Origin of the sequence: Rhabdobacter roseus (assembly GCF_014202275.1) — a bacterium.
Lineage (GTDB): Bacteria > Bacteroidota > Bacteroidia > Cytophagales > Spirosomataceae > Rhabdobacter > Rhabdobacter roseus.
This window is the reverse complement of sequence record NZ_JACHGF010000005.1, coordinates 79,601-106,314: the sequence shown is the minus strand read 5'-3', so window position 1 is coordinate 106,314 and position 26,714 is coordinate 79,601. Positions and strand designations below refer to the sequence as shown.

Annotated in this window: 28 protein-coding genes; 2 read left to right on the top strand and 26 right to left on the bottom strand. The window is 48.8% G+C overall.

Going from position 1 to position 26,714, the window contains the following annotated elements; all coding sequences use genetic code 11:
* Nucleotides 1-62: 62 nt before the first annotated feature.
* Complete coding sequence (locus HNQ92_RS16790; RefSeq protein ID WP_184175284.1) at nt 63-1,058, bottom strand: FecR family protein; 996 nt, start codon at nt 1,056-1,058, stop codon at nt 63-65.
* A gap of 103 nt (nt 1,059-1,161) precedes the next feature.
* On the bottom strand, nt 1,162-1,752 hold the full coding sequence (locus tag HNQ92_RS16785; RefSeq protein WP_184175282.1) for an RNA polymerase sigma factor: 591 nt from the start codon (nt 1,750-1,752) through the stop codon (nt 1,162-1,164).
* Between the two features lie 248 nt (nt 1,753-2,000).
* On the opposite strand from HNQ92_RS16785, the gene HNQ92_RS16780 reads away from it, so the two are divergent.
* Entirely contained in the window at nt 2,001-3,641 is a 1,641-nt protein-coding gene (locus tag HNQ92_RS16780) for a glycerophosphodiester phosphodiesterase family protein (protein ID WP_184175280.1), read from the top strand.
* Nucleotides 3,642-3,695: 54 nt separating this feature from the next.
* Here the strand turns inward: HNQ92_RS16780 and HNQ92_RS16775 are convergent, their stop codons facing one another.
* The 19 genes from HNQ92_RS16775 to HNQ92_RS16685 all read right to left on the bottom strand — a co-directional run bounded on the left by HNQ92_RS16775 (nt 3,696) and on the right by HNQ92_RS16685 (nt 21,838).
* A complete protein-coding gene (locus HNQ92_RS16775; RefSeq protein ID WP_184175278.1) occupies nt 3,696-4,604 on the bottom strand; it encodes a cation diffusion facilitator family transporter in 909 nt (302 codons plus the stop codon).
* Between the two features lie 19 nt (nt 4,605-4,623).
* Entirely contained in the window at nt 4,624-5,355 is a 732-nt protein-coding gene (locus tag HNQ92_RS16770) for a siderophore-interacting protein (RefSeq protein ID WP_184175276.1), read from the bottom strand.
* An 80-nt stretch (nt 5,356-5,435) separates the two neighbouring features.
* On the bottom strand, nt 5,436-6,296 hold the full coding sequence (locus HNQ92_RS16765) for an AraC family transcriptional regulator (protein ID WP_184175274.1): 861 nt from the start codon (nt 6,294-6,296) through the stop codon (nt 5,436-5,438).
* 222 nt (nt 6,297-6,518) lie between these two features.
* Entirely contained in the window at nt 6,519-8,105 is a 1,587-nt protein-coding gene (locus tag HNQ92_RS16760; protein ID WP_184175272.1) for a glycoside hydrolase family 28 protein, read from the bottom strand.
* A 25-nt stretch (nt 8,106-8,130) separates the two neighbouring features.
* Nucleotides 8,131-9,774, bottom strand: a complete 1,644-nt coding sequence (locus tag HNQ92_RS16755) for a RagB/SusD family nutrient uptake outer membrane protein (RefSeq protein WP_184175270.1) — start codon at nt 9,772-9,774, stop codon at nt 8,131-8,133.
* 35 nt (nt 9,775-9,809) lie between these two features.
* A complete protein-coding gene (locus HNQ92_RS16750) occupies nt 9,810-13,220 on the bottom strand; it encodes a SusC/RagA family TonB-linked outer membrane protein (protein WP_184175268.1) in 3,411 nt (1,136 codons plus the stop codon).
* A gap of 44 nt (nt 13,221-13,264) precedes the next feature.
* On the bottom strand, nt 13,265-14,239 hold the full coding sequence (locus HNQ92_RS28690) for a FecR domain-containing protein (protein ID WP_184175266.1): 975 nt from the start codon (nt 14,237-14,239) through the stop codon (nt 13,265-13,267).
* Nucleotides 14,240-14,469: 230 nt separating this feature from the next.
* Entirely contained in the window at nt 14,470-15,078 is a 609-nt protein-coding gene (locus tag HNQ92_RS16740; protein WP_184175264.1) for an RNA polymerase sigma-70 factor, read from the bottom strand.
* A gap of 203 nt (nt 15,079-15,281) precedes the next feature.
* A complete protein-coding gene (locus tag HNQ92_RS16735; RefSeq protein WP_184175262.1) occupies nt 15,282-15,761 on the bottom strand; it encodes an ankyrin repeat domain-containing protein in 480 nt (159 codons plus the stop codon).
* 127 nt (nt 15,762-15,888) lie between these two features.
* Nucleotides 15,889-16,281, bottom strand: coding sequence for a VOC family protein (locus HNQ92_RS16730; protein ID WP_246440317.1), 393 nt, complete (start codon nt 16,279-16,281; stop codon nt 15,889-15,891).
* Nucleotides 16,278-16,742 carry a GNAT family N-acetyltransferase gene (locus tag HNQ92_RS16725; RefSeq protein ID WP_221307474.1) on the bottom strand — a complete coding sequence of 155 codons (465 nt, stop codon included), beginning with the start codon at nt 16,740-16,742 and terminating at the stop codon, nt 16,278-16,280. The genes HNQ92_RS16730 and HNQ92_RS16725 overlap by 4 nt, the downstream gene beginning before the upstream one ends.
* Before the next feature lie 30 nt (nt 16,743-16,772).
* A complete protein-coding gene (locus HNQ92_RS16720; RefSeq protein ID WP_184175260.1) occupies nt 16,773-17,474 on the bottom strand; it encodes a carboxypeptidase-like regulatory domain-containing protein in 702 nt (233 codons plus the stop codon).
* A gap of 161 nt (nt 17,475-17,635) precedes the next feature.
* Nucleotides 17,636-18,106: a hypothetical protein gene (locus HNQ92_RS16715; RefSeq protein WP_184175258.1), complete on the bottom strand. Its 471-nt coding sequence runs from the start codon at nt 18,104-18,106 to the stop codon at nt 17,636-17,638.
* A 126-nt stretch (nt 18,107-18,232) separates the two neighbouring features.
* Nucleotides 18,233-18,781: a dihydrofolate reductase family protein gene (locus tag HNQ92_RS16710; protein ID WP_184175256.1), complete on the bottom strand. Its 549-nt coding sequence runs from the start codon at nt 18,779-18,781 to the stop codon at nt 18,233-18,235.
* 93 nt (nt 18,782-18,874) lie between these two features.
* Nucleotides 18,875-19,123, bottom strand: a complete 249-nt coding sequence (locus tag HNQ92_RS16705; protein WP_184175254.1) for a hypothetical protein — start codon at nt 19,121-19,123, stop codon at nt 18,875-18,877.
* Nucleotides 19,124-19,203: 80 nt separating this feature from the next.
* Complete coding sequence (locus HNQ92_RS16700) at nt 19,204-19,689, bottom strand: putative immunity protein (RefSeq protein ID WP_246440315.1); 486 nt, start codon at nt 19,687-19,689, stop codon at nt 19,204-19,206.
* Between the two features lie 114 nt (nt 19,690-19,803).
* Nucleotides 19,804-20,232 (bottom strand): PH domain-containing protein, encoded by a 429-nt coding sequence (locus tag HNQ92_RS16695; protein WP_184175250.1) that lies wholly within the window; start codon nt 20,230-20,232, stop codon nt 19,804-19,806.
* Between the two features lie 127 nt (nt 20,233-20,359).
* Complete coding sequence (locus HNQ92_RS16690; protein WP_184175248.1) at nt 20,360-20,704, bottom strand: low molecular weight protein tyrosine phosphatase family protein; 345 nt, start codon at nt 20,702-20,704, stop codon at nt 20,360-20,362.
* 222 nt (nt 20,705-20,926) lie between these two features.
* Complete coding sequence (locus tag HNQ92_RS16685) at nt 20,927-21,838, bottom strand: COG2958 family protein (RefSeq protein ID WP_184175246.1); 912 nt, start codon at nt 21,836-21,838, stop codon at nt 20,927-20,929.
* A 166-nt stretch (nt 21,839-22,004) separates the two neighbouring features.
* On the opposite strand from HNQ92_RS16685, the gene HNQ92_RS16680 reads away from it, so the two are divergent.
* A complete protein-coding gene (locus tag HNQ92_RS16680) occupies nt 22,005-22,190 on the top strand; it encodes a hypothetical protein (RefSeq protein ID WP_184175244.1) in 186 nt (61 codons plus the stop codon).
* Nucleotides 22,191-22,297: 107 nt separating this feature from the next.
* On the opposite strand, the gene HNQ92_RS16675 is transcribed toward HNQ92_RS16680, so the two are convergent.
* The 5 genes from HNQ92_RS16675 to HNQ92_RS16655 form a co-directional block, all read right to left on the bottom strand.
* The gene (locus tag HNQ92_RS16675) at nt 22,298-23,323 is read right to left on the bottom strand and encodes a PDDEXK nuclease domain-containing protein (RefSeq protein WP_184175242.1); all 1,026 of its coding nucleotides are present in this window, start codon (nt 23,321-23,323) and stop codon (nt 22,298-22,300) included.
* 568 nt (nt 23,324-23,891) lie between these two features.
* Nucleotides 23,892-24,299 carry a hypothetical protein gene (locus HNQ92_RS16670; protein WP_184175240.1) on the bottom strand — a complete coding sequence of 136 codons (408 nt, stop codon included), beginning with the start codon at nt 24,297-24,299 and terminating at the stop codon, nt 23,892-23,894.
* A 127-nt stretch (nt 24,300-24,426) separates the two neighbouring features.
* Nucleotides 24,427-25,074 carry a hypothetical protein gene (locus HNQ92_RS16665; protein ID WP_184175238.1) on the bottom strand — a complete coding sequence of 216 codons (648 nt, stop codon included), beginning with the start codon at nt 25,072-25,074 and terminating at the stop codon, nt 24,427-24,429.
* A gap of 190 nt (nt 25,075-25,264) precedes the next feature.
* On the bottom strand, nt 25,265-25,897 hold the full coding sequence (locus tag HNQ92_RS16660; protein ID WP_184175822.1) for a hypothetical protein: 633 nt from the start codon (nt 25,895-25,897) through the stop codon (nt 25,265-25,267).
* On the bottom strand, nt 25,885-26,589 hold the full coding sequence (locus HNQ92_RS16655; RefSeq protein ID WP_184175236.1) for a hypothetical protein: 705 nt from the start codon (nt 26,587-26,589) through the stop codon (nt 25,885-25,887). The genes HNQ92_RS16660 and HNQ92_RS16655 overlap by 13 nt, the downstream gene beginning before the upstream one ends.
* Nucleotides 26,590-26,714 lie beyond the last annotated feature (125 nt).

The following is a 26,714-nucleotide window of genomic DNA, read 5'->3' as shown; positions in this document are numbered from 1 at the left end:
AGGTAGTGGTCAGGTCATAAAACGTAGGGTTAGGTTTAGTATACTTCTCAAAAAAGGGGTACTTAGGGGGCGCAGCCCTCGCCCGACAGCACGATGCGCTGGGCGTCCATTTCGTAGGTAGTACCCACGATGGTGTTGATCATCTCCAGGATTTCGGGCAGGCGCTGGTGGGTCAGGTCGATGGTCAGGCGGCAGGTACCCAGCCGCGCATTGGCCAGCTCGATCTTCACCTTGAAGGTACGTTGCAGGCGGGCCACTACTTCCGTGAGCGGAGTATCCTCAAACGCCAGCGACACCGGTTGCCAGTGTTCCTTGCCCGACGCCTTTTCGTGTACCTCTGAAAGCGTAAACTGGCTCGTCTGGCTTTGGAAGGTAGCCTGTTGGTTGGGCTTGAGCACCAGGCTCTCGGCCCGCGGCCGGGCTTCGGTGGAGCTTACGGCCACACTGCCCGTCACCACCGACACCTGGTAGGTAGGTTCGTCTTCGTTGGCTTTTACGTTGAAGCTCGTGCCCAGTACCTCGGTTTTGAGCTTGCCGCTATAAATCACAAAAGGCTGCGCTTCGTTGCGCCGTACGTCAAAGAAGCCTTCGCCCCGGAAATGTACCTCGCGGGTACCGGCCTGGGCAAAAGTACTTGGGTGGGTAAGCTGCGCACCAGGATTGAGCCAGACCTGGCTGCTATCGGGCAAGTAGTAGCGCACTATTTTTTTCTGCCCGTTGCGGAATTGAATGTCACGGGGTACCTCCGCCGCCAGCTCCGACCGGCGCGCCGGGGCGTACTGAGGCAGGTACAGCAGGGCCATCACCACCACCGCCGCTGCCGCTACGCTGGCGTACAGCCACCGCCGCGAAAGTACCCGTCCTTGGTGGGTTTCTTTCTGCCGGATATCCCCGCGGATGCGCTCCAGGAGGTTGGCTTCGTCGAAGGAGTAAGAGGGGGCCTCGTTCTCCCGGTCCAGCGATTGGTACCACGCATCGACCCTACGGCGCTCCTCCTCGGAGCACTGGCCAGTCAGGTACTTTCGCAGCAAGTCGGGAGGTAAAGGTTGTTGATCCATTGTTTTTGTAACAGTATTCCCTTGGTTTGTACAACTTCTATAGGTACAGTCTGGACCAAACGGGAATATCCCTTACTCAACAAGGCATTTTTTTTAGAAATATTTAAAGAAGAGGGGAAACGCTACTGCAAAGTACCGCAAAAGCAATGTAGTCTTTCATCTCCACGCGCAAAATGCGCAGCGCTTTGCTGATGTGCGCTTCCACGGTTTTTTCGGAGATCTGGAGGGTTTGCGCAATCTCCCGGAGGCTGTATCCTTTGCGGCTCATGATAAATACTTCCCGGCACTTTTCGGGTAGTTTTTGCAGCGACTCCTGGTAGAGCTCGTTCAGGGTGTCAAATTGTACCTGCTCGCTGGTTTTTTCGTCCGTCAACAATTCCGCATTCTCCAGCGGCAGCGGGCGCTTCTTTTGCTCCTGGTAGTAGTACGTAATCACGTGGTTGCGCAGCATGCCGTTCAGGTAGGCCGCCAGGTTTTTCTGCACTACTACTTTTTGGCGGTTGAGCCACAGCTTCACAAACAGCTCCTGCACCAGGTCCTCGGCCACGGTGCTACTTCCCGTTTTCCGAATGGCCGTATACACCAGCGTCCGGGCGTAGCGGCGGTACAGCTCTCCAAACGCCAGCTCGTCGTGCTGCGCGCGAATGAGTTCCAGCAGGTCCTCGTCGGAGTATATGAAGTACCGGTCGGTCAAAAAAGTGCGTGATTTAGGATGATTTTAGCTCAAAACTATACAAAAAAAAGAAGAGTAGAAACTAACCCAAGGACGGAGTTTAGTCCTAATTCCGTTTGCTCGCCTACGTGCCACCTCATTCCAACCCTTCTTTTGCCCGCCGAAGGGCTTTATTTATTTTTTGAGTGCTGTGTAAAGTACCCCAAGTACCCGGCGGGCTAGTCCTTTTGGGTACTTGGGGCGTAGTACCTGCAAACCATTTGCATTGGATGAGCATGAATACCATCAGCCTGAACCACATCGGTAGATCCATCGTCTTTTTCTGCCTGGGGCTCACTGCCGCTCTGGCGCAAAGTACCCTGGCACCGCTGCCCGTTTCCAGGCACGGCCTGGTAGTCATAGCCCACCGGGGCGGGCACGACAAAGTACCCGAAAATACGCTGGCGGCCGTCGAAGAGGCTATCCAGAGCGGGGCCGACTACGTGGAGCTGGACCTCCGCACCAGCCGCGACGGGTACCTGGTGATCCACCACGACGCCACCGTGGACCGCATGACCAACGGCCACGGTAAGGTAAGCGAGCTAACGCTGGCCGAGCTCCAGGCGCTGAAGGTAGGCGGGAGCCCCGATGGGCACCGCATTCCGGAGTTTCGGGAGGTACTTCGGGCGTGTAAAGGGCGCATCAACCTGTACCTGGATTTTAAAGAGGCCGACGTGGCCGAGGCCTGGCGGCAGATCACGGAAGCGGGCCTGGAAAAGCAGGTGGTGGTGTACCTCAATAAAGTACCCCAGTACAAGCAGTGGCGCAGCGCGGCCCCGCAGGTACCTTTGATGACCAGCCTGCCCGCCGAGGTGAAGAGCGCCGACCAGCTCCGCTTTTTTTTGGGACAAGTGCAAATAGAGGTACTTGACAACGTGCAGGATACGGCGATGGTGCGGGCGGCGCGCGAAAACGGCGTGGCCGTGTGGCTGGACGTACAAAGCCCATCCGAAGGCCCCACGAGCTGGAGCGACGCCCTGCAAAAAGGCGTGCAGGGCCTACAAACCGACCAGCCCGCCAAGCTGGTAGCCTACCTGAACGCGACCAACCAGCGGAATCCGGCTACGTTGGCCGTCGCCGCTCCCAAGCCGACCTACCGGGCGCTCATGGATGTACGCTACGGACCCGCCGAAGGAAAAGACAACCTGCTGGACGCCTACCTGCCCGCCAACCTGTCGGCCAAGACGAAGGTGCTGGTGTACCTGCACGGCGGCTCCTGGAGCCGGGGCGACAAGAGCGAATTTCCCAAGCTGCTCATCGACGAGCTGGTGGGAAAAAAGGGGTACCTGCTGGTGTCGATGAACTACCGGCTGGTCAAGGACGGCGCAAATTTATTTCCGACCCAGATCGAAGACATAACCCAGGCGTTGGCGTTTTTGACCAAAAATGCGAAACGCTACGGCTACCGGGCCGACGAGCTGGCGCTGATGGGCGGTAGCGCGGGGGCGCACCTGGCCATGCTCTACGCCTACGGCTACGACCCCGCCCGGCAGGTTAGGGCCGTCGTGGATTTGTGGGGGCCAACGGACCTAACCGACAAAAGGGTACGGGCCGACGGCAGCGATGCCGACAAAACCGTGATCCGGTTTCTGGGGGAAGCCGACCCGCAGGCCCAAATCTGCCGGGACGCCAGCCCCGCCTACCACCTCACCCAGGCTACGGGGGTACCTACCATCCTGTTTCACGGGGAGGAGGACCCGCTGGTGCACGTGAGCCAGGCTACCAACTTGTACCAGAAGCTCGTGTCGCTGGGTATTCCGGCGCAGCTGGAGCTGTATCCTCACGAAAAACACGGCATGAGTCCGGCGGCGGCGCTGGATGTTTTTGCCAAAATGATCGACTGGCTCGGAAGGTACTTTCCGGCGGACTAACGGGAAAAGGGTACTTTGGAAAGCCAAAGTACCCTTCAAAGTACCCCAGACGGGCTAGCAGCTTACCCATTGGCAGGAGATATCCGTGGTTTCGAGCTGCACGGTAGGATGCTGGATGTGGTGTTTTTCCATTACTTGACGAATGGAAGCATAAATACTATTTTCGGAATGCTGGTGAGAAGTACCTATCACGGCGTGCAACGAGCCCACATGGTAATTTCCGTCCAGGCTCCACACGTGTAAGTCATGTATATTCTCAACGCCTTCGAGGGTAGTTAATTCGGCGGACAGCTGTTCAAGGTTTACGTTTTCGGGAACGGATTGCAAAAGTACTTTCAGGACACTGGTTAGGTTTTTGGTAGCATTGTAGCCGATAAAAGTAGCAATGGCCAACGTAAGTACCCCATCGATCCAATACCAGCCCGTATAATAAATGACCCCTGCTCCCACCAAAACCGCCACCCAGCCCAGCACATCTTCCAGCAGATGCAGCATGATCGCTTGATGATTATGATTGTGGCTATGCCCATGGGTGTGATGAGACCCGTTGCCGTTTTTTATGCGTAAAAAGGCAAACCCATTGATGCCTATCCCCAGCACCGCCAGCCACAACATGCCAAGGCTATCAACCACTTCCGGATTGAGCCAGGATTTTACGCCGCTGACGGCCATCAAAACGGCCCCAATCAGCAGAAATACTGACAGCCCCAGGGCGGCCAGAAGGGAAAAGCGTTTATAGCCGTAGGAGAAGCGAAGGGTCCGTTTTTTATTCGAAATTTTGTCCAACAGTACCGCCAGGCCAATCGCCGCGGTATCCATAAAATCATGGAAGGCGTCAGCCAAAATGGCGGTTGAGTTGGTCAGAAGACCTCCATACACTTCGATGATTGAAAATAGTAAATTCAGCCAGAAGGCCACGGAAACTCCGCTGGCTGAGGGGCGGTCTTCTTGATGAGGTACCATGCTGTTTCGATGTTATAGTTTACAAACCTGTTTTTCCTTCCAGCCAGTACCCCTTCGTGAAGATCCTCCCCCTGGCGTGGTTGTTTTTCAGGGCTTTTCGAAAGGTCTGCACGGACTGGCCGTTGCCCGTCAACACATAATTGCTCGCCTGCCAGCAGGATTTCCAGCGCGACGTTTCAAAAAGAGGTACTTCGTTGCTCCGTTGCTCGCTTCTGAAGGTATCTTTCTTGGAAAATACCGTGTAGTTTTCCAGTCCGAGTAGGTCAGGTACCTGCCTGTTTTCCTCGTCGAGTTCAAAATAAAACTGGAATTCATGCTGCCCCTTTTTCAGAACGGGCTGAAACGCACAGGCCAGGGCCAGGGAGGTTTCATCGCCAAAAAGCAGTTGTTGTTTTACCAAAGGATCATACTGCTTTTGCCCTCTGGGCATACTGATCCGTACTTCGTCGCCCGGTTTCAAATTAGTCATAAACTGGCTGCCGGGCGCGGAGCCGTGCAGGTGTATGAGTAGCTCCAGGGTACCTGTAGCCACATCGCTGAAGGAAGCGGTGTAGTTTCGAAATTCGGTATCACTTACCCGGATGGCAACGGCATAGCCCAGCTGAAAATTCATCCCGGACAGGTTTCCGCTAAAACGTATTTTTTTGATGGACGGATTAAGGTAACTCGTTTCCGTTACCTGCATCAACGGTATCTTGGAGGCTAGCAGACTTTCCATGGCGTCACCTACCCACTTGGCTATTCTTGGCATTTTCAACGGCTTTTTTGTACAAGGCAAAGCAACTGTACGGCGCCTTCTGCTACAAAGGGTAGATCGAAGTGAGTGATGGACTAATCGAAGTTTTGCTTTCTGAACGCCGAAGCGGCCATGCCGGTGGCTTTGGTGAAAAAACGCGAGAAGTAAGCATAATCCTCATAGCCCAATTCGGCGGCGATTTCTTTAACCGATTTGTTGGAGTGATAAAGCAAGCGCTTGGCTTCTAAGATAATGCGCTGCTGAATATGGTACGAAACCGGGTAGCCCGTGGCGTTTCGGAGGCATTCATTGAGGTAAGGCGTGGAGATATGCAGCGCCTCGGCGTAGTGGGAAGGGCGCTTGAGGGATTGAAAATCACGCTCCAGCAGTACTTTGAACGCTTTGGTGACGGCCTCGAAGCGGGAAGGAGGGTTGATGGAGGTAGTTTGCAGCAGGTACTGGGAAACGATCAGGCTGATGAGGGCGTTGCAATAGGCTTTAAGAGTAGCAATGTACCCTTTGTCCTGTTTGCGTTCAAACAGCACAATACACAGCTCCAGGGCCTGCTTGAAAACAGGTAAGGTCTCCTTGGGTAGCGGCAGAGGCTGCGCGGGCAGAATCACCTGCTCCAGGGTCTTTAAGTACTCGGGATAGATGTTCTCCCCTTTTATTCCGAGCAGGTAAAATTCCCCTTTTTTTATTTTCAGGATACGATGTACCTGGCTCGGATGAATATAAAGGAGGGAAGGTGCCTTGATGCGTTGTTGCGCAAAGTCGACCTCCATATGAGCGCTTCCTTTTTGAATCAGCAAGAAAATGTGGTAGTCGTGCCGGTGCGAATGGTTTATTGTCTCCAACGATTGTGATGGATCATAAACCATTTTTCCGATGGCAATGCCGGCCGCATACTCTTCCGCCAGTGAATTTACGGGGATAGCTTTCTTTTTTTTAGACATGGTATGCTGAATCTCCTTGGGAAAAGCAGCTTTTATTCTGAAAGCTGGCTTGGCCAAGTTAGCAAATCAGGATGTGCTTCCAAAAAGAAGAATCAGGCAGAGATAGGAAGAGTACTTTCTGCTACCTGACCGAAAAGATACTTTCGGCTCAGGTAGCATCTTACGAAAGTAGTTCCTGTGCTTCCCAACAAAACGCTAAGAAGGTACTTTACTCCTAAATCATCACTTCTCGGCCATCAGATTATTTGAAAACCTAACACCCGGCGTGGAGCCTTTTGGGGTCGTTGGGAAAACGCGGCCAATATTAGACAAATCATTGTTCTGGAGTAGTATGCCCTGGTTCTTTCCTTCGAGCTGGATGAAAGCCTGCTGGGCGTTTCCTCTGGGCTGGCAATCGGCAATGCGGAGCGAAGCCACGTCTTTTAGCCTCAGCATAGCCGTTCCTGCAAAAACAGAATGGACCCGAAAGGATTGAAGGGATACATTTTCTGCATTTTCGATAAGTAAGGCCGGGCGCAGATCTTTCTGAAGGGTACTTACGGAAATGTTGTTGAGGGAAATATTTTTGACGTGGCGAATGTTGAAGGCAAAAGCGGGCGTCACGCCAAAGTTGCTGTATTCAGGATATACGCTCGGTTTGTCCTCCATGTTTCTTTTGGCATCCTCCGCCGTGCCTCCCCCCGAAAACTGCAACTTAATATGGTCGAAAGAGACATCTTCTACCAGAGCGCCCGGTAAGCCCACCACCAAAACACCTATTTTTTGGTCGTTGGGTACCTTAAAATAGGGAGCACTTCGATCGGGTTGCCACTCGCCTATGCCGTCGGCCGTGATATTGGAAAAATGGACGTTCCGAAGTACCCCCGGTGCCTGCCCCTGCCGGTGTCCCAACTTGACAAAAATAGAACCATTGACATTGTGCATGGTAATGTTGTTGATGGTGATTCTTTCCATGACACCACCGTCTACCAGTTCCAGGGCTAGCCCCGACAAACGCGTGTCAAACAGCACGCAGTTGCTCACGACCACGTCGGAAAATCCTCCCACACTGGCGGTACCAAACTTAATGGCGTTGGACTCGCTCTTCACGATGCAGTTGGTAATGGCCAGATTCTTCACGCCCCGGCCCGACTCACTTTTCGGACAGATGGCGTCGTCACCGCAGTCGAAGTAGCTGTTAGACACCCGCACGTGATGGCAATCCGTGATGTCAAGTCCGTCATTATTAGCTACCGCTCTACTGATGATCCTAATGTTATCCACTGTAATGTGATCCGACTCTTTCAGCATCACGCACCAACGGGTGCCGTTTCGGAGGGTAAAGTCCTTCAGTACCACCTGTTCACAAGCGGCGAACGAAAGGGTATTGGGCCGGTCTTTCAGCCCGTTGGCCCGGTCATTGCTGTAAAAAATCGGGTGTTCTCCCCGCCCGTGAATTGTTCCGTCACCCACGATGCTGATGTTTTTCTGACCATTGGCGATGATGAGCGCCTTCCTACCGGTCATTGCATCCCGTGCATAATCAGTTGTATCGACGCTACCTACCAGGACGGCCCCGGCCTCCAGGTATAGTTTTACGTGGCTTTTCAGGAAGAGAGTACCGGTATGAAAGGAGCCATTGGGCACAAGTACCTGCCCTCCGCCCGCCTTAGCACAGGCGTCGATGGCTTGCTGAATGGCTTTTGCATTGTTGACCGTCGAATCCTGGGTCGCGCCGAAATCGGTAATAGAAAAAATAGACTGCCCATAAGCCAGCAAACAGGTAGTCAGATAAAACGTGGCCGATAGGATCGCAAACTTGCTCGTCATGATACTAAAAAGTTAATAGGAGGTTTTAATTATACCCAGGGTTTTGGGTGATTACATTGCCCGAGTTGGCGTCGATGAATTTTTGGGGAATGGGCCACAGTACGTGGAAATCCTGGATGGCGTTTCCGGTTTTGTAATTGTACTTCCGGATGCGCTGGGCCAGGACGGGCTGGTTGACGATATACCCAAACCGGTGCAGGGTTTTCCGGCGGTGTTCCTCCATGACCAATTCCCGTGCTCGTTCGTCCAGGATATAATCCAGGGTCATTTCGGCAGCCGTAGCGGGGATCGCCTTGGCGCGTTGCCGCACTACGTTGATATCCTGCGCGGCCAGTGCCGGGTTGCCGTTCCGCAGATGGGCTTCGGCACGTAGCAGGTACGTTTCAGCGAGGCGCATTTTATAAAAATCCACGAAGGTTCGGCCGTAGACTTCTCCGGCCAGCGGGTCGCCCTCCAGTTTACGGCTGTAGGGATAATACCGGGCCGAGTACACTGTGTCGATGTTGTCGCGGATAGGGTCTACTACCTGGCCGAAAAGCCGATGGTTAGGGTCGTTGTACGTCCAGCCCCGACGGATATTAAACCGGGAATTACGCATGTCTTTCCAGTCGGTAGAGGTCCAGACATCGTAGGCGTAATAATTTGAAAACATGATACGCCCCGCACCCCGGCCCATGCTATCGGCTACGATCATGCCGGGCTGGTTGTAGTAGGCGGGTCCCCATTCGCGCATGAGATTATTGCCGTGCCCCGCCGAGGCAATTCCACCTTGGGTCTGAAACTCAAACTGAATAGCCCAAATCGTTTCGGTATTGGCGGCGAGGTTCTGATTGTTATCGCGGAAAAGATCCGAGAATACATCACCCGGTTCGTTGATTTTAGAGCCAAACCGGGCTCTCATCAAAGCGTATCTGGGGTTGTCGATCACTTTCGTGGCCGCCGCTATAGCCTTTTCATTCTCGCCAACGATCATGTACGCTTCCGCCAGGAAATGGTTGGCCGCCGCCCGGACAACCCGACCCGGATGGGGTGTGGTTTCTGGCAGCCACTGGGCCGCAAACTCCAGATCGCGGACCACGAGTTCAAAAACGTCTCTGCGTGGGGCTCTGGTGAAATCATACTTTGGCGACAAAAGTAGCTCATCCACAATAGGTACATCGCCATAAATAAGTCCGAGCATGTGGTAGGCGTAGGCTCTAAAAAAGCGGGCTTCGGCCACTACGGCATTCTTTTCGGCCTCACTAGACCAGGCTACCGTGGGCCTTTCGGCGTAAGTGATGATCGTGTTGGCGCGGGGTAGCATTTTCAGGTAGGCCCATTCCCAAAAGTAGTTTACAAAGCCCGCATTGGCATTGAGCGTCACGTTGTAGTCCAGCAGATTGGTCGCTCTGCCCGCCTGGATGTAGGCATCGGTGGCGTTGTTCATCAGTGATTGCTGCGAATCGTCCGATAGAAATGTTTCGTCCCGGGCCGCCGCGTGCAGCGAAATGATGTAGGCTTCGAAGCCCGCCTTGTTGACCAGCAGTACGTCAGCGTTAGCAAAATCGAGGGGTTGTTCGGTGAGAAAATCTTCCTTGCAGGAAAAAGTAGTCGCCAGAAAAGCCAGGGTTAAGGTGGTTCTGAACAAGAAAACACACACCCTGTGGTTCGTATTGATTTGAATCTTCATAGCAGCATTCATTTTTAATGATATACCATTCGTTATTAAAAAGTCAGGTTAAGCCCACCTACCAAAGTACGTTGAGAAGGCCAGGCACCCGTCGTGCCGGAAGTAGCGTAGCCGCTCTCCGGATCGAAGCCCGGGAAGTCCGTGAAGGTGGCTACGTTTTTGCCACTCACGTACAAGCGAAGCCCACCTACCTTGATACGATTCAGCAGACTTTTGGGTACCTCATACGCGAGGGAAACATCCTGTATTCGGATGAAATCGCGGCTGGCGTAGTAGTTATGCCCCGTGGCATTTACGTAGTCCAGCGAGGGGCGCGTATCGGAGGGGTTATCTTCGGTCCACCAGCCAGAATCCAGAAAATTGGCGGGTCTTCCCGGAAAATTACCACTACCTCCGGTGTTGTTTACCGCTAGCAGATTGAATTGCTGGATCCAGCCCTGCATAGCATTCACAAAAACGGAGAGGCTGAACGGTCCGTACCGAAACATATTCGTAAAGCCCCAGCGGTACTTAGGTTCGTACTGGCCAAACACAACCCGGTCTTCCGGCCCGATGGTTCCGTTGCCACTCACATCCTGGATTCGGTGCCAGCCGGGGCGCTGTCCGGTCGGAATGTCATCGTCGCCTACCTGGTAGATTCCATCGAGTACATAATCAAAAGCGACCCGAATCGGCTGGCCGATAAACCAGCGGTTGGTGAGGTTGTCGTCTTCTATGCCATCTTTATTGGCGTCTTCTCCGGTGAGGTGTACAATACGGTTTCGATTGGTTGAAAAAACGACATTGCTGCTCCATTCAAATTTCCCCGAGCGTACATTAACGGTATTGAGGGTAATTTCCAATCCTTTATTATTCACTTCACCAACATTTTCAAGGATGGAATTGAAACCCATTGCCGAGGGGAGCGTCTTACTCAGGATCAGGTCTTTGGTATTCATATTATAGGCTTCCAAAGTACCTCCAAGTCTACCGCGCAACATCTCAAAGTCAACCGCCAGGTTGGTAGAGTAGGTTGTTTCCCATTTAAGGTTGTTGTTGCCTATGCCCGAAATAAAGCCGCCGGTATAGGTAGGGCTGCCGTCACCAAATACATAGCGCAGGGTACTTCCTCTGACCAAAGTTTGGTAGGGGCTAATGGCCTGGTTGCCCACGGCCCCGTACGAGAGCCTGAACTTGAGTAAATCAAAGGGGGAGGATTGCAGGAATTTTTCTTCGGACGCAATCCAGGCAATGGCTGCCGAGGGCATGGTGGCATATTTGTGATTCTCCGAGAAAACGGACGATCCGTCGCGGCGGGCGGTGAGCGTGAAGAGGTACCTGTTCTTAAACCGGTAGTTTAAGCGCAACATGGCAGACACCCCTTCTACCTGGGTAGCGTTTGATTCTACGTTATATACCTGGGCTACGCTCAGGTTATTCCACCCGTTCACGTCGGTAAAGGCAGTAAAGTCAGACCCGGCCGCGCTGGTGCGGTTGTAATTGGTGGCATTTCTACCGTAGAGCGCCGTGACGTCGAACTCATGGTTCTGGCCCAAAGACTTTGTGTATGAGAGGATATTTTCAAGTACCCAGTCAAAATTGCTGGTATTTTCCTTACTGGCGCTTCCCAGGTTATTGAGTCCGTAGCGTTGATAAATGGGCGAAAAATTATAGTTTCGGCCCCAACGAAAGTTTGGAGAGTAGTTAATCCGATAACTCAGCCCTTCTATAAAGGGCAGGTCTATCTTGCCGTAGAGGTTGGCGAACAAATTCTGCGATCCTTGCTCGTTGCGATTGAGCAACGCACCCCTGATGGGACTCGACACCAGCTGGTCATCTACCGGGTACGGGACGGGGTCGCCGTCTTCATAAAACAGCTGGGCATAGGGGCTCAGCCAATAGGCTTCCCGAATATTGGCAGGTACCTTTGACATATCCCGATCCGAAAACTGGGCATTCATACCTACCGCAAACCAATCAGCTACCTTGGTCTCAATATTGGCGCGTAACGAAATTCGCCGGGCATTATCATTGAAGATGATCCCCTTTTCCAGCGTATAGTTGCCCGAAATAAAATAGTTGGTACCCTTAGAATTACCTGCAATGCTCAGATCGTACGATTGCATCCGGCCCTGCTGTGCTACTACGTCCCAGGGATCCAGGGTATGTCCGTTGGCATAGTTTACTCGTTCTGGCGGGGTTAGCAGATTCTCGAGTTGGGAGATGTCCGGGCGTTGGGGCGTTCGGCGAAACTGCCACTCATAATCCAGCGTCTTTTGAATGTACCGCTCCGGAGTAAGCAGTTTGGGGCGGTAGCTCCATCCAGAAACACCCTGAAACGTATTGAAACGCACAGTAGGCTTGTCGGAGGTACCTTTTTTGGACGTAATCAAAATAACCCCGTTGGCGGCGCGGGAGCCGTAGATGGCGGCGGCGCTGGCATCTTTGAGTACCTCCATCGAGGAGATGTCATTCGGGTTGATATCATTGAGGCTGCCGTTGAAAAAGATACCGTCCAATACAATCAGCGGGCCGTTTCCGGCCGAAATGGAGCGCTGCCCCCGCACCAGAATATTCCCCCCCTGTCCGGGGCGGCCGTTTTCCGTGAACTGCACCCCGGCTATGGTACCGCGCAGGGCCTGCGTAACGTTGGTATTGGGGTAGTTTTCAAATTTCGACATCTCCACTTTGGCAATGGAGCCGGTTACATTACGTTTACTTTGCTGTCCGTACCCTACTACCACCACTTCGTCCAGCGACCGGTTGTCCGGTGCCAGCACCACGTTAATCACGCTTTGTCCATTGATGGCCACTTCTTTGGTACTATAGCCAATCGATGAAAAGACCAGGGTACTTACCTGATCGGGCAGTGAGAGCTGAAAAGTACCCTCGGCGTCGGTAACGGTACCTACGGTGGTTCCCTTGCCCAGAATGTTTACGCCCGGCAGCGGTTCGTTCGACTCATCGGTGACCTTCCCCGAAACGCGAATTTCCAGCTGCTGCAAGGTACTTGGTGTAGGCAGGTTGGGGGTACTTTGTGAGTGGGGAAGTACCTCGGGCTCCAAGGCAGACTGGCTTTTGGCAGGCGTGGGCTTAGGTATCTGGGCCGACGACTGCTTGGCGATCAGGAAATAGCCCGTCTTGATTTCCTTTAAACTTAAATCAAGATCGCCGAGCACCTTATTCAATTGCCTGTATAAATTTTGCCGGGATACCACGAGGTCGGATTTCGGAACTACTTTGTCTTTCACTACTTCACTCTCGTAATTGAACCGAACCGCGTAGCGCTGTTCCAATTCGCGCAGAAAATCAGCTAGTTGCATTTCCTGGGCTCGGGAGCCAAGCGTCCTGCCAGGTTGTTGGGTTGCTGCCAGCACAAAGTTTTGGACCTGCGCCATGACAGCCGTCGAAAAAATGAGTAGACACAGGGAGAGTACCCCCGTGAATCGGGATAGACGATTTGCCATACGTATTTTATTAAAGGTTAAGGGGTTTAAGAAGCTATTTTGATTTATTTTGGTGTGAATACGACGCGTTGACCCGAGCGGGAAATCTTCATGTCAAACAGGGTCGATAAACTTTCCAGGAATACCTCCACGTCATTCATGGGCAACGAACCGGTAAAAGTGCGCTGTGCCAGGGCCGGGTCCGGAATGCTCACCTGTAAGCCAAACTGATCTTCCAGTGTTTGAGCTACTCGTGCCAGGGTAGCCTGATGAAATTTCAGCTCCTGTTGCTGCCAGGAAGTAAATCGGCTTATGTCTACTACCTGGCTGGTCAATTCCCGGCGGGTGGGCTCGTATTCCAGCATTTCGCCGGGTGCCAGGGTACGATACGTTTCTAGCGCCGGTACCTGCACGCGTACCTTGCCCGTTTCCAGCGCGACCTGCGTTTTGCCTCTCCGGTTATTGACGTTAAAGGTAGTACCCAGCACCACTACTTCTGCCCCCTCCGAGTGCACTATGAAGGATTGATGGTTGGCGGTATGTTGTACCGTAAAAAAGGCTTCTCCTTGCAAATCAACCTCTCGGGCACCTTCGTCCGGCCACCGTTGCGAGTAGGTCAGCACGGAGTTGGCGTTTAGTTTCACTCTGGAACCATCCGGTAAGGTGATTTCTTTCATCTGCCCGAAAGCAGTACGCTCGGTTATTGTCGCGTTCATGAGCCAGATCCGATACATCACCGCGGTCAGAAGTACGATACCCGATACGGCAGCGGCCGCCGCAAACCACGGCCTGCGCCGATGTATCGGTTTTGGAGTATCACGAATGGTACCCAGAAGCCGGAGACGAAGGCGGTCAAAAAGCTGGCGGCGGGCCGTATGCGTAGGTACTTCTTCCCAGTTTTCTTCCGCAATAACTTCCTGCAAAAGCTGGTCGTAGGTGTCGACTTGCAAGTAAAGAAAAACCTGCTCGAGTTCCTCCCGACTGCATTGGTTGTTTAGGTACTTTCTAAACAGCGCTTTTATAGATTCCTGATGCTGCACGTGTTTGCTTTTTCCCTAATACAATCAGGAAAGACGGAAGGGTAGCTCCCGATAAAAAAAACAAGATTTTATAGCAATGGAAGGATACCTGCTAAGCACTACTTAAAAAGAAGACACCCATAGCCAGTGCCTAAGGTACCCAGCCTGGCCTGCTCAGGTAAGTAGTAATGCGGTATAATGCCTTGCTGGTGAATGATAAGCAAAAAGGGCAGCCGGAAGAAAGTAAGGTACTATTCAAACCAAAAATAGTGGAGTACACTTAGCCAGCCCAGGGTAATGTCGGTATGTAGCTTCAAGTAAAGCTTGATCGCTTTCGTGGATTTTACGATATGTTCTTTGATGGCGTTTTTGGAGATACCCATGTACGCGGCGGCATCCTCGTAAGAGAGCCCGTCGAACTTCACAAGGGTGAAGACCCTCCGCCGCTGAGGGGGGAGCAAATGCACGGCTTGTTGTAGAAGTGCTTCGGTCTCATTGGCAAAAAGCTGCTGGTAGGTTTGGTTTTCCGAATAGCTAGCAGCCCTCATGATTTCCTCATTGATGGCTTTTAGCTTAGCGGCTCTTTTCAAGAAGTTGAATACATGATGCTTGGCAATGGTGTGCAGGTAGGCGCTGAAGCATTGCTCGGGCTGTAAATCTTCCCGTTTTTCCCAGATCTTCAGCCAGACATCGTGCATTAACTCCTCGGCCAGGCTTTCAGACTTGACAAATTTGAGGCAGTAGTATAAAAGCTTTTCCTTGTACCGTTCATAGAGTGCCACAAAAGCCCACTCGCTACCAGTCTCACGGAGTTGAGAAACATAGTACCTATCGGGATGATGCGGGTCGGTCGTGTACACAGCTTTTTAGCTAGGGGAAGCTTTTTTGACAAAAATCTTACAATTTTTATCAAAATTAATCAAAAGGACAAGGAAATAGTGATGTTTTGTGAAATATCAAGCTTGTCCGTGGCTTAGAAACCACGGACAAGCGCTATGGGCCTCCGGCCGGAAAGGTACCTTCGGCTATCCACAGGGCCAAGTACCTAAGGCCATGTAGATCCCTACTTCCCTAGCTTCCGCTCGATCAGCCCCACAATCTCTTTATGGTTTTTGGATTTGGCAAAATCCAGCGGCGTTTTGCCATCGTTCGACTTCAGACTCAGATCCGCCCCGGCCGCCAGAAGTACCTTCACCACCTCCACGTTATTTTGCCAGATGGCGTCGTGCAGGGCGGTGTAGCCGTTGTAAGGGCCCTGCTTGTTGATGTCGATGTGGTAGTCTACCAGGAGCTTGGCGGCTTCGGTACGGCCCGCGTAGGCGGCAGCGTGCAGTGCCGTGGCCTTCATGCCCGGATCAACGGCCCGCACATCTGCCCCGGCTTCCAGCAGCAGCCGCACAATGGCATGGTACCCTTTGTAAGCGGCCATCACCAGCGGGGCATCCTGGTTGGCGTCCAGCTCGTTTACGTCGGCACCCTCCTGAATGAGGCGTTGTACGAGCACGCTATCATTTTTCTGGACGGCTTTCATTAAGGCGGTCATAGTGGTTCAGGGATTTTTGGATGGAATGTACGTTTCCCCCGTAAAAGTATCATTTCCTGACTACAAAGTACCTCACCAAAGGTACTTTGTGAACGAGAGGGCTTGGATACTTATCACCAGGCTTCTGTTACAATGCTTCGTGGATTCGCCAGGGTGGGTGCAGGCGGTTGTTTCCGGCAAAGTACAAGATGAGCTGATGCCCGTCGGGATCTTTGAGCCGGGCCTCGCGCCACAGCCAGGGCTGGTCGGTGGGTAGTTCCTCAAACTCCAGGCCCCGGTCCAGGAGCCGCTGTACGTCATGGTCGAGGTCTTGCGTCTCAAAATAGATCCAGGTACTTTTGCTGGCCTCGGAAGGCCCGGCCCGGTGGAGCGAGAAGGTAGTTTGGCGGCCGTGGCACACAAAACGCGCGTACTCGGGCAGCGACTTCACGATCAGGATTAGTCCTAGCTTTTGATAAAACGCTATGGACGCTTCCACGTCCCGAACCTGGATGGTGAGTTGGTTGAGATCCAGCTTCATGACAGGTACCTTGTTAGCATGATCATGTGTTTCACCAGCAGCCCATGTTCGTACAGGGGGTGGGGGTAGTTCTCAATGAAGAAGTTTTTTCGGAGGCTGGTCATTTCAAAACCCATTTTTTGGTAGAGGTAAAGCTGGCCCACGCTGGAATTGGCCGTACCGATGCTGATTTCCCGAAAGCCCTGGCTTTGCGCTTTTTGAATGGCATGTTGCAGCAAGGCCTGCCCCACGCCCTTGCCCTGGTACTTTTCCTTTACGGCGAGGTTCTTGATCTCCACCAAGCCCTCCTCCTGCGGGCACAGTACATACACCCCTACGACTTCCTGCCGGAAGCGGGCTACGTATACTTCCGAAAGCGGCAAATACTGCTGTATGCGCTCGCTGGACGGATCGGCCAAGAGCAGCAAGCCGAAGGGTGCGGCTTCTTTGTCCGGGAGTGGTATTATTTCAATTTCTTTCAATGGAGGAGTAGGGTTGAAATCTTTACGGTTTTACTTCCAAAATTGCCACCATCTTTTCCTTTTAACAATACACACTTCGCCCATCATGGCTGTCTCCGCTGGGATTACCAAAAGCATTTTTGTCTTGGATAGTTCTCTTCTGTGAATGACTACTTCTTTCGATTCGTAACCAATATATATAATTTGCAAGGTTACTGTGTCGGCCATCAAGCTGTCTGGAATTACCAACTTAAATTGCCCATCTTGATCAGCGGTTGTGCCCGTTTTTGTGCCTTTGACTAAAATGGGTACAAACGGCAGTGGCTCTTTAGATAGTGCATCGATCACCTTTCCTTGAATAATATTTTTAAGGCTATCGGCTGCTGGTTTCGTATCGTTTTTGCCTATATTGTTAGCTATTGGATTGTTAACCGCAGAGGCAATTTCCTGTTTTGTAGCTAGGTGGTTTTCTGCAAATGAATCTTCTGTGTTTCCCATCAAAAGAAGCCCAGCTAATGTATTATAAAATAGATGCCTATTTCGATTGGTGCCTTTTTTAATAATTCGATTAAGCTGCTGCTGTGCTAATCGTCCGCATACTTTTTCCGTCCTTTGTTCAAGAATTTGGATAACCTCGTGGTCATTCAATGATGTAAAATCAATGACTTTCTTTGCGCATTGCGAGCAATATTTACCCATTCCGTTTTTAGCCATTGATGCCCACTCTTGATTGCAGGGGTTATCAATTTTCAAGAGGTACGTTTGTCGTGGCATGCCTTTGGGATTAGTCGATCCATATATATAATGTACGGCTGTGGAGTTAGCTTGCTCTTTACAAATTTTATAAGCATGGGCAAAAATACCTCCCCTTCTTTGCAATCGCCAGTTACCACCCGGACGGTAACCGTCAAGTATTACTTACTCGCGCTAAGTCTCCTGTACATGTACGCAAAGGCGGCTCCTCCCAAAAACGCCCCTGTTGCATAGATGGGCATCATTTTCCCGTCAAAACGACGGCCCGTGAGCCCCACGCCGTAGCCTCTGGAAAGATCGGCCGGTAGTAAGGCCAGCACGAGCAACATAGAAAGAAGGGCAAAACCGATGCTGCTTGCATAGAAAAGTACCCTATCCTGACGTATGCGCTCTTTGAAAAGAAAGACGAATGTACCAAAAAGAAGAACGAGGGAAAGCTTTACGGCCGGTCCCATTTCATCCGCAATTTCCCACACCGTTCGTAAGGCATTTAGAATCGGGTTAGAATGATACGTTTCGTAGGTGAGCGGCGAAAAGAAGAAAATCAAGAGACTGGTTCCAAAAACGATGACGATCCAGCCCGCTAGCAAAGCGCGTAAAGTTATGACAAGGGTACTTTTTTGCCTTTCCATGGAGCGGTAAGTAGGTACGCAAAGTTGATTTATTGGCTCCGTTGTTGGTGTTCTCACCAACAACTTCCGTATACGGTCCTTAAAAAAGCTGGCTCCGTTGTTCTCACCAACAAGGGTATTTGCAGATTATTTTTTGTGTTCGTACACAAGCTGCACCACGCCGGATCTAAACCTATTGACTTCGATCAAGTCGAGATTGATCCGTTCTTTCACGTGCTCAAACAGCGGCTTGCCCGCGCCCAGTACCGTGGGGTGGACGGAAATCCGGTAAACATCGATGAGAGCCAGGTCGATGAACGTTTTGATGAGCCCGGCCCCGCCGTACAGCCATATGTCCGTTCCGGCTTGTTGTTGAATAGCCGCAACGTTTTCGGCCAGGTCAGACGTGATAAAGGTTGCGTGGTGGTCTTCTGGCTGAGGTTGGCTGGAAAAAACGTACTTCTTTTTGGAATGGACACGCGCCCAAAGGGATTGCTCGGCGTCGCTGGCTGTGGGTTCGGGCTGGTAGTTTCCCCACAGCGCGTAGCTTACCCTACCGTAAAAGATCGTGTCGATGCCGGCCAAAAAACCATCGAAGTTCATGTCGTCGTCCAGGATGCACCAATCTATTTCCCCGTTGGGACCCTCGATAAACCCGTCGAGCGTGACGGCCAGGTCCAGCATGATTTTTCTCATCCGTGCGCGACTAAGCGAAGGTACCTGCTGAACCCAGCGCCACCGTGGGCGGGCGGCGCGTGGGTTCACAAGACTTTTCTGAAATTTTGTAGACTAGGCTTTTTCCCGTCCAAAAACCTGCTTGATCGTCAACCAGTTAAAGAGAGTGGTCATAAAGATGGCCATAAACGTGGCACCAAATACGTGATAAGGCCACGACTGGCTCTCTAGGGAGAATAGAGATTCCGTGGCTAGCCTGGTAACCAGCCATAAAAACCAGTTGGCTACGAACGCGTAGAGTAATGTCTTTTCGGGCGTCAAGTTCTTACGCCATTCCAGGTGCTTCTTCAGGTACTTTCTCATGTGGATGTTTGGTTAGGTTAATCATTGCGAAGGCAATTTATTCAAATGGGCACAATAAAAAAAGCCTCGGCTTCGAACGATCAATCACCAAATACAAACCAGCAAAGGTGATTTCGTTTTTTCTGGTCGTCAAGAACCAGGTCCCGAATAGCCTCCGGAAGCTGATCGCGTTGCCATTGGCATTCTTTCCGGGCCAGGTCATCCTTTTCTCCTACTCCGGCGGCCTCCCCCATGGCCCTGATGGCGTAGGCCGCTGCCCCGAGAGCATGGGCCGCAACGTGTGCCACCGCCACGGCTTGCCCTGCGGACAAGGCCGCAAACTTGGCTGCGGCGGGCATACCTTTAGCCGCCGCATTGGCCGCAAAGGCGGCTTGGTGGGCCTGTTTCATGGGTATTTCGCCCCGTACCCACGCCCGTGCCAGCATCAGGGCTTGCCGGGGGCGTGGATCGTCGGCATTGGCAAGCTCAAACCAGGGCAGTACGTGCTCGGCGCAGGTAGTGGCCCATAAAGCCAGTAAGTGATGATCTGCATCCGTTAAAGTACCCCCTCGTCGTATGGTGATCAACCGTGGGTCTCTTTCTTTTGGTAATATCATGGCCTGGCTGTATAGTTCGTGTTTGCTTCCTGGTTGGTGGTCTCACCAACCAGGTCAAAAAAGATCTTCCCTGCCTTTTGCCTGTCAGGAGCGGGTACTTTTATCGTGTAACACCACTTCGATTCGATCGTTCACCGCTTGTAGCTGCCTGATAAACGCCGCCTTCTCTTTCGGCGAGACGATGACACTGTCAAACCTATTGTAAAATACCTCAAGCCGGTCCAGGGACATGGCCGGAGAACTCAGAAGGGTGTTGGTCTCCTCGACCTTCCTTATGCTCGCTATCTCGATTGTTTTGTTAAAGAAAATACCGCTTCGCACGCGTAAGTAGCTGGCGTCGACGGTGTATTCGGTGCTCAGGAAGGTATGTATGATAAAAGCAGAGGTACCCAGGATAATCACAAGCCCCGGCCAAATTCCTTGGAGTAGGAAAAGAATACCCATTCCTCCTAAAATAATAGCAAGGGGGATGACAAGTTCAAGCCCAAGCTTTGATTTAAAAACGATGTTCATGCGTTTTGGTTGGTTTGACTCTCTTGTTGGTGTTGTCATCAAAGACCTCGATGTGCCTTCACCGGAAAGCTTGTTGGTAAGAGTACTAGGAAGGGGTAAAGATTTTGTGGCTTATTATTGGATGAAATCAGATTTCGTAAACCATTTTCAAAGTATCGTTCATTCGATCTGTTAGTAGCTCAATAAGTTCTTCATTCATGAATTCATACTCGTCTGGGATGTTCAGCACTTCAATGGTCGGCAATGCTACGTGTCTGTATAGGTCCCGGATTTTTGCCCGTTGCCCTGATTCCATTACAAATACTAAGTCAGCCCAGTTCAAATCATTTTCCGAAATTTTCCGGTTACTTTTTGGACTCAATCCAGCCGAACGAATACTAAAACGGTCGTCGTTTTTGAAAATGTGCTCCGCAGTCCTGCTTCGCTTTTTATTTCGCCCACACACGACTAATATATTTGGTCTTTCTGTCATTTTAAAATTGATTGTAACGGACAAAGCTTAGTGACTGGCCAGGTATTCATTGAACGTCCAGCCACCATCCGAAGCCAAAAAATGGTTTGTAGTTGACGATAAATTTTTCTTGGGCTTGTTAGTTACACAGTAACTGCTACCGATTAGAACTAACATTGTTGATGTTGCGTTCAGTCTCCCCCTATTATGCCAAGAGACCTCTATAGGTAGCTGATATTTCTGTCAACCGCTACAAATTTTCTTTAACTCGTCTATTTCCAAAATAGTATCGTACTCTTTCTTATGTATTTTCTTACTGGATATATCAATCTTCACCCGTGACAGGAACTCTTTGAAATCGTTGTTCATCGTCAGTTTGTTAATTGTCTCCCAGTCCAACGTGTCCCGATACTTTGCAGGTAACAAGATTTTTGTTGAATGTGGATCTTCTATGCTCAATTCAATAACGCCAATTCCAAAGGAAGTGGAAAGCCGTGTAAGTTCATCTATGAAATCCGTATCATTAGAAATTTTAGAAGCAACCAGATAACTTTCATTTGCCCAGGAAGAATTAGAAACTGTCTGGAAGAAGCTTTCCCGCAAATTTCCAAAGTTTAGTTCTCGTTTTAGTTCAAAGGATAATATTTTGATTGAAACGTTTCCGATAGCTGAACTCAATTCATAAACTTCGGATTTCCATTCGTCAAGGGGGTAATAGCAACCAACCATGTCTGGATGCACCCATTCACCAAATTCTTTTTTGGTAGATTGTGAATGATTTATAGTCTTGGTGTAACAGCGCAAATGATAATAAGCGTAATAAGCCAAAAATGCGTGCAGGTCTCTTTCTAAATAGTCAAATTTTTTCTTTTTCGTGGTTGAATTGCCAACCTGGATAGGGTCAAGTTTCAAGTCAATATTTTGGCTCTTGATATAAAACTTCTTAGGTCGTGTGTCCGTTTGAGCAAAGGGTGTCTTAGGATTATCTTTGGCGTTCACATAAATCTGCGCCCCTAGCGTCGCCCAGGGAGTTTTTCCTTCACTATTAAGATGCTTGTCGTAGCCTTTTGTTACGGCAATTTGCCAAATCTCATTTGCTGTTAGCGGTTTTTGCTCGTCTTTCAGTACTTGCTCTGCTAATTCTAAAAATGTCATTTATGGTTTTGGGTTTTTTAGGTGGATGCTAATTCCTAAATGTACGAATCTTTTATATAACTTGCTTCATAGCTAATAACCATTGAAATTATTCACAATAAGAGCAATGGAGCTACCAAAGGTTGTACACGTAGCGATTCGATATAACTATTTCAATAAAAGCATATTGAAGCAATACAAAATACGCACCGATCGCTGTACCCAGAGCCATAACCATTTCACAACCCTACAAAGCCCCACAACCCAGCACCCTACTGACCAATCTTCGGCCCAAAGTACCTTTTCTTCCCGCAAAACCAACCAATGGGGTACTTTGTTAAGGCTCATGAACGAACTCACACTTCACGTCTAACAGTTTATCTCAGAAACCCACGACGTCCGGACCGCTAGGACGGCTCATTTTTAAAACTCAGGAAAGCGCCATTCGGGTATTGAGGTATCAGCTTCATCGTTCTTTTCTTAATCGGTGGCCTTTAATTCATTTAGTACTAAGGTTTGCAGCTCTGCTTTGGGCAGTAAAAGCTGGTACTCGGCTACACCTATGGGCTTGTTGATGTCTTGCAGGGCTATTTCTACATCCAGGTGGTCTTTATCGGCACAGAGAATGATACCAATGGAGGGATTTTCGTTTGCGCTCTTTTCCAGACGGTCGAGCAGGGAAAGGTAGAGATTCATCTTGCCCACGTATTCCGCCTTAAAGCTGCCGATTTTCAATTCAATGGCCACCAGGGAACGTAGGCCCCGGTGGAAGAAAAGCATGTCGACAAAATATTCCTTGCCGTTGTACTCCAGCCGGTACTGGTTGCCAATAAAGCTAAATCCCCGACCCAGCTCCAGGATAAAGGATCTGATTTTGGCAATGAGCCGGTTTTCCAGCTCCAGCTCTTTGAGGGGTTCGGTTATACCCAAAAAGCCCAGGTTGTAGGTACTTTTAAATACTTCGTTGGCATAATCGGCGTGTACCGTGGGAAGCGTTTGGTCAAAATTGTGGGTTTTGGTTTGTTTTTGTGCCTGGCCGTAGCTATCCATTTTAATGGCATTGAGCAACAAATCTCTGGACCAACCTTTTGTCAGGACTTCATTGGTGTAAAATGCAATCTCTGATTCATTATTTAGCTTATTGATTAATAGTAAATTATGTCCCCAAGGCAAAACTGCGACAGCTTGTCGCAGTTTTACATCTGCCTGGTAGTATCGCTCATAGAATCGTTTCATATCCCACAGGTTGCGTGGGGATAAACCCATGTCCGGGAACTCGCTTTTCAGGTCTACTGACAATTGCTTCACTACGCCGCTGCCATAGCCTTCTGCCAACTGTTTTTCGGACAGCAATTTTCCCAGGTTCCAGTAGACAGACTGAATGCTGGCGTTGACCTGTTGAGCCATTGACAAACGAGCGGTACGGATCTGGCTTATGGCTTGCCTTAGGATTTCCCCATACTCCGCTTCGTTCACGGGCGACGGTGTGGCTTTCTTTTTATTCATTTGATTCGTTGCGTTTCATAACCCGGTCACTCTTTTTTGTCTCCTTGGTGAGTGTTGTTGCCAACGGCCTCTGTGCACCTTCGTTGGGAAAAAAGCTTGTTGGTGATAACACCAACAAGGGCCAAAAGTAAGTAATGGCTTGATGGTGAGAACATCAGGGAAGGGCCAAAAAACTCGTATTCTTTTCATTTAGTTCATTTTAGGAATTGTCAATAGCAGCCAAAGCCAAAATAAATTCCATAGTAGTCCTAAACTGTTTATAACCAATAAAATTAAACTGTTTTTGAAATTATCTCTAAAAGCCAGTCCTGCTGTTATTAGAAGAAAATTTGTCGATAATAGGATTGGTAGCATTAACAGTCCATATCCCATTGGTCCACCTGCGTCTCTACTAATGGCACAATTTAATGGAACGAAATAAATATTCGTCAAAACAATTATTGTCGCTATAGCTCTATTTATTGCTTTCAACTCCATTTATCATTGTTACGGAGTGGTCATTTAACATTTACCTCCTTTGTTGGTGAGAACACCAACAAGGGCCAGGAGGGCCAGATTATCTGTCACTTCAACATATTTCAATGTCGCCCGACCCCAAACCAATGTATCTATTGTCTCCAAAGGAAAAGTCATATGCCTCATAACCCGATGAAGCAATAAAGATTTGGATTTTGATGTCGTCCGAAATTACTAACGTCAGGTCAGCTGTGTCTTTATTCACTCTTATTTCGGTCAACTTTTTTGCAGTCAGCTGTTTCGTAATATTTTCTACGAGGTCAAGTGGTTGAGGAAGTCCGAATTGATGCCCATTGTCAAACGAAGTAAAAACAATTTTATTAGCTTTAAGCAGTCGCCAGAAACCGAAAGAAGAGGCGTAAATTTTGTCCGAAAAATAAAAATGCCAACTGGCAGTGTCCTTTTCGTAGGTTACTGATTCAAAGATTGAATTGGTCTTAAAAGTTAAATCGTTTGTCATTGTTTTTGTCGCCTTACCATTGCAGCTAACGTTTTGATATAAGGCGTTTGCCTTTACCTTAGTTTAAAAATAGAATAAAAAAGGCAAATTACTTATATCTTTTGTTGTGGGCTGGCCGCTTCCCTTATCACCTTTGTTTTAATTCTCCAATCCAACGATGTCCTTTATGTTCGTAAAATAGTCGTTGTGAATTGCCTTCATTGTCCGTTATAGTCCTGCTTGGCACATTGTCGCTTAAGAGTCTTCTATATAGTCTTTGTTCTGCATTATAGCCAGCGAGGGAATAATAGTCCTTAGCCTTTGTCTCAGTGAACTCAATTTCAAAGTAGACGTCAATGTCACTGTAAACATGCCAGTCAAACTGCAAAATTCTTTCTTTCTCGGTCTGAAATTCCTTCAATGGGAACTCTCGATTATCAACTTTAATCTGTTCAAAATTTTCATAGTGGCTTATCTTGTCCTCTATTGCAACAATTAACTGTGAGTCAATGAATCTTGGATACTGAATCCATAATTTGAGATAATAAATTTCAAACTCTCGATCTAGTACTTGTTTCCAGTTGAAATAAAAGTCAATGAGGTGGGTTAGTAATTGCCTCCTGTAGTTTTTTGGATATGGTTTGTCATTGTAAAGATTTGCCCAAGGTCCGACTTTCGGTTTTACGTATTGATATCTATTCTTTTTTAGTCTATCTAAATCGACTGATTTGTTAAACTCTACCCAACGATCAATATCGTGTTGTCTGCGTTTTAGCCCTCGGATTTTTTTTGACATGTTATTTAAATTGTCGAAATATTTTGGTTAGGTGTCCTGCGGCTTGCCATATAACGATTAACAGGTTTGCGATGTGGTGGCATTTTGTGTTCCGTCAGTTCAAATTTATTACTAAAGTTCAATAGTAGTACAATCGTTCAGCACTTATTCGTCAGCCACCATATTGCAAAACCAATGTTGTAGGCAGTTGTTATGAAGGTGCTTTATAATATTTCTGCTTCAAATCATTAACCCGTTTCCAATCACAGCCCAAGACAAAGGTTCTAAATACTGGATTGTTCAATCCATAGTAGGGAATTTCATCTTGAAAAAAATCGATAGTTAATGAATTAAGTTTTTCACTCAGCTCAACTGCCTCATTCTTGTTTGTTGTGAATCCGATGCAATGTGCTTTTGCCCACTTATCGTTTTGGAGTTCCGTGAACACATATTCTACAATTTCCTCTTCAGTCTGAAAATATTTTAATGTATTTCTTTCGCCACGTTCAGTGTAATACCAGATAAATAAGCTTCCAAATCTGTCAATGCCATATCCTTCAAAAATGGCATTACCATTTATTGAGTATGATTGAAAATTGAAGCAATTGGCTTTCATCCATGCTTCCAATTCAAGTTCTGTTTTCGGGATATAGTTCGTCGCTTCTGACATTAATAAGGTGTGGTCTAATTGCAAACAACGTTTTGCCGCTTTGCGAAGGCGGGGATTTTTAGCACTAAACTTCATTAGATGCACAAAGCTTGAATTTAGCACTTCACTGTCATAGAAGCACGAAACCCCCGCTTTTGCAAAACGGCTGTTAGCACCAGTTTTTATTCTTCCCAAAATATTTTCTTTTTACTCAAATTTTTAGGCGATATTTTTTTGGTAGGTGTATATTCATAGTATGTAGTTCCTATACCTGGCAAGTTTTTTGAAAATGTTCCATCTGTATTTTTATAGGTAAAGTGCATATGTTTTGATAGTTCACCAAAAATTTCGATAAACTCTATTGAATCATTTTTAGCCTTTATTGAAACTGAGCCAAGTGGAAAACTTCTAGTATTTTTCCTTTTTTCACTATAATTAAAACGGACATATATTTTGTCGTTGCTTGTCCAAGCCGAGTCAAATGTATATCTGTTTGTGCCTCCAGAATTTGTTTTGTAGTTTATACTTTTTAAAGTAAAATCTCCAATTTTTGAGTATGTTGTTTTAATTGGAAGTGTGTCTTTTGGTTGATTAAGTTCTGACTTAAAATCATAAACTAACAAAGTATCATTGTCAATCCAATGACTTATTGCACCTTGAATTTTTACACCTTTTCCTTCTTCAAAATTTTTGTCAATTGAAAATAATTCAGTCGATGAGATGTCGGAACTAAATGCCATTGAACCATATCTTGCATAGTCGTAAATCACATATTTTCCGCTAGGTGTTATCTGTTTTCTAAATTTATAATATTCGTATTTCTCAACTTGGTTATCACAAGAAGTTAATAAAAATAGAAAAATCGATATTAATAAAATTTTATTCATTATTCTGTTGCTCTAAAATTGGTGCTAACGTTTTGCAGCTACCCGAAGGGCGGGACTTTTACCACAAAACTTGATTTGAAAAACTAATGTTTGATTAGCCACAAAACTGTCTTTGGAACACGAAA

Bases quoted from the DNA above. Each gene is read 5' to 3' on its own strand.
- HNQ92_RS16790 (WP_184175284.1), bottom strand. From the start codon at position 1,058: ATGGATCAACAACCTTTACCTCCCGACTTGCTGCGAAAGTACCTGACT.
- HNQ92_RS16780 (WP_184175280.1), top strand. From the start codon at position 2,001: ATGAGCATGAATACCATCAGCCTGAACCACATCGGTAGATCCATCGTC.
- HNQ92_RS16775 (WP_184175278.1), bottom strand. From the start codon at position 4,604: ATGGTACCTCATCAAGAAGACCGCCCCTCAGCCAGCGGAGTTTCCGTG.
- HNQ92_RS16770 (WP_184175276.1), bottom strand. From the start codon at position 5,355: ATGCCAAGAATAGCCAAGTGGGTAGGTGACGCCATGGAAAGTCTGCTA.
- HNQ92_RS16765 (WP_184175274.1), bottom strand. From the start codon at position 6,296: ATGTCTAAAAAAAAGAAAGCTATCCCCGTAAATTCACTGGCGGAAGAG.
- HNQ92_RS16760 (WP_184175272.1), bottom strand. From the start codon at position 8,105: ATGACGAGCAAGTTTGCGATCCTATCGGCCACGTTTTATCTGACTACC.
- HNQ92_RS16755 (WP_184175270.1), bottom strand. From the start codon at position 9,774: ATGAAGATTCAAATCAATACGAACCACAGGGTGTGTGTTTTCTTGTTC.
- HNQ92_RS16750 (WP_184175268.1), bottom strand. From the start codon at position 13,220: ATGGCAAATCGTCTATCCCGATTCACGGGGGTACTCTCCCTGTGTCTA.
- HNQ92_RS16735 (WP_184175262.1), bottom strand. From the start codon at position 15,761: ATGACCGCCTTAATGAAAGCCGTCCAGAAAAATGATAGCGTGCTCGTA.
- HNQ92_RS16730 (WP_246440317.1), bottom strand. From the start codon at position 16,281: ATGAAGCTGGATCTCAACCAACTCACCATCCAGGTTCGGGACGTGGAA.
- HNQ92_RS16715 (WP_184175258.1), bottom strand. From the start codon at position 18,106: ATGGAAAGGCAAAAAAGTACCCTTGTCATAACTTTACGCGCTTTGCTA.
- HNQ92_RS16710 (WP_184175256.1), bottom strand. From the start codon at position 18,781: ATGAGAAAAATCATGCTGGACCTGGCCGTCACGCTCGACGGGTTTATC.
- HNQ92_RS16705 (WP_184175254.1), bottom strand. From the start codon at position 19,123: ATGAGAAAGTACCTGAAGAAGCACCTGGAATGGCGTAAGAACTTGACG.
- HNQ92_RS16695 (WP_184175250.1), bottom strand. From the start codon at position 20,232: ATGAACATCGTTTTTAAATCAAAGCTTGGGCTTGAACTTGTCATCCCC.
- HNQ92_RS16690 (WP_184175248.1), bottom strand. From the start codon at position 20,704: ATGACAGAAAGACCAAATATATTAGTCGTGTGTGGGCGAAATAAAAAG.
- HNQ92_RS16685 (WP_184175246.1), bottom strand. From the start codon at position 21,838: ATGACATTTTTAGAATTAGCAGAGCAAGTACTGAAAGACGAGCAAAAA.
- HNQ92_RS16675 (WP_184175242.1), bottom strand. From the start codon at position 23,323: ATGAATAAAAAGAAAGCCACACCGTCGCCCGTGAACGAAGCGGAGTAT.
- HNQ92_RS16670 (WP_184175240.1), bottom strand. From the start codon at position 24,299: ATGACAAACGATTTAACTTTTAAGACCAATTCAATCTTTGAATCAGTA.
- HNQ92_RS16665 (WP_184175238.1), bottom strand. From the start codon at position 25,074: ATGTCAAAAAAAATCCGAGGGCTAAAACGCAGACAACACGATATTGAT.
- HNQ92_RS16655 (WP_184175236.1), bottom strand. From the start codon at position 26,589: ATGAATAAAATTTTATTAATATCGATTTTTCTATTTTTATTAACTTCT.